At 58.2% G+C, this 1,676-nt stretch carries 4 pseudogenes; 3 read left to right on the forward strand and 1 reads right to left on the reverse strand.

The features are described from left to right. From ACWGS9_RS34730 to ACWGS9_RS34740, 3 pseudogenes are all read left to right on the forward strand, one after another. Positions 1–150 (forward strand): annotated as a pseudogene (locus tag ACWGS9_RS34730) (7-cyano-7-deazaguanine synthase QueC); the annotation flags it as partial. Positions 151–161: 11 nt separating this feature from the next. Further along, positions 162–515 (forward strand): annotated as a pseudogene (locus ACWGS9_RS34735) (6-pyruvoyl trahydropterin synthase family protein). A gap of 25 nt (positions 516–540) precedes the next feature. After that, positions 541–645, forward strand: a pseudogene (locus ACWGS9_RS34740) (7-carboxy-7-deazaguanine synthase QueE); the annotation flags it as partial. Positions 646–891: 246 nt separating this feature from the next. Here ACWGS9_RS34740 and ACWGS9_RS34745 read toward each other — a convergent pair. Further along, positions 892–1,098 (reverse strand): annotated as a pseudogene (locus tag ACWGS9_RS34745) (phosphomethylpyrimidine synthase ThiC); the annotation flags it as partial. Between the last annotated feature and the right edge of the window lie 578 nt (positions 1,099–1,676).

The following is a 1,676-nucleotide window of genomic DNA, read 5'->3' on the forward strand; positions in this document are numbered from 1 at the left end:
GGCGGGGCTCACCATTGCGGTCGTTGCGGCACCTGCGTCGAGCGGCGCGAGGCCTTTCACCTGGCTGCTCAAAACGATCCAACATCTTACGAAGACCCGGATTACTGGATCGAAGCTTGCCAGGATTACCAGGCAACACAACGGCACTAGAGCGCGCAGTCATGTCCACCATCACCAAACGGTTTGCCTTTTCGGCATCACTGTGATCGGCGGCCTGCCGGCGGATCACCCTTGCGCCCGGCTGCAAGGCCACAACTAAGAAGTCGAGGTCGCGTTGCAATCGGCCACGCTCGATTCGGTCGGCTTTTTCCGCGACTACCGCGAACTGTCGGAACTCAAGGCGCTCATCGATAACACCTTGGATCATCGTCACCTCAATGAGGTCCTCGGACATGACCGCACGACCAGCGAGGTCATTGCCAAGTGGATCTATGACTGGTGCAGTGAGCGGTGGGCCGAGGTCGCGGCTGCGCATCAGCGAGACCCCGAAAACGTGGGCGGAGTACCGTCCATGAAGGGGAGCATCCGCATCAGCGAAACGGGCCAACGGTCCAGGGAGAAGGTCCGTTGATCGGGCGCCCGACCGTGTTCGTAAGCACGGGCGGTTGCGATTATCGCTGCCGCCGCTGGGATGCGCTATATGCGCCGCTGCTGGAGCTGAATGAGGCCGGGCGCACTGCTCGGCGCGCCAAACATTCTTCTGCGGCGCGTTGGCGATCCCGGGCATTCCCACACGAGACGTTTTGGTGCGCCAACTTAGCGAACTCGATGCCGAGATCACGCAGTGCGATCAGGCCATTCTGGCCCTCGCCAAGGCTGATGAAACGCCACGTTGTCTGATTTATTGTTTCCGGCTTTGCCTGCCACTGCCTCCGCGCTTGCGGAGGACGTCCAGGATATCTCGGCTCTCTCGGGCTCGCGCGAGTTCGCCGCGTCGTTGGCGTCGGCGATCGAGCAGGGGCGAAGGCCATCGCCCAGGGACAAGGACACGCCATAGGCGCGGCAGATGCCGCAGATCTCCGCGAAATGCTCGTAGAGGAAACTTTTCCGGTGATGGTGCAGGCGCCATTTGGCCATGATCGGGCCGCCGCGCGAGACGCGTTCCCTCCGAAATGCTACATCTGAAACCATGAAAATATTGACTTCCAGAAGCCACTCGACGATAGTTAATGTATCAATAACAAATAGGAATTCGTGATATTATGCAGGTGTCTGTTCCGTATAGAGGATCAATAAATCTCAAATTGCACAGTTTAATAATGGATATTCGTGTGATTTAACCCTGGATTACGTGTTATGAATTGCTAATATTTCTGGTTGAGCGATAGTCGGCCGGGTGACGTGCCAGTCGACTTCAACACGGCGGTCCCTGTTAGCAATTTCCAGATGCCTCGGCCGATAGCGGCAGTGCAGCGATCTCCTCCCAGTCCGCGTCGTGCGCCCAATCGGCCGAGGCTGCCCAGCGCAAGGGGCGCGCCTCGCAAACGCACAATCGGGTTGGCCGTAGAGGCAGAACCTGTGGGAGCACACGAATGGCTGTCGTTGACTCTGCCAACAATGGTGACGGTTGGCAACTAGCGGAACATCCCGGCTCGGCTAAGAAACAAAGTACTACGTTGTTGATGCTTGGCGCGCTCGGTGTGGTCTATGGCGATATCGGGACGAGCCCCATCTAT

It is taken from the genome of Mesorhizobium sp. Arg314 (genome assembly GCF_053714275.1).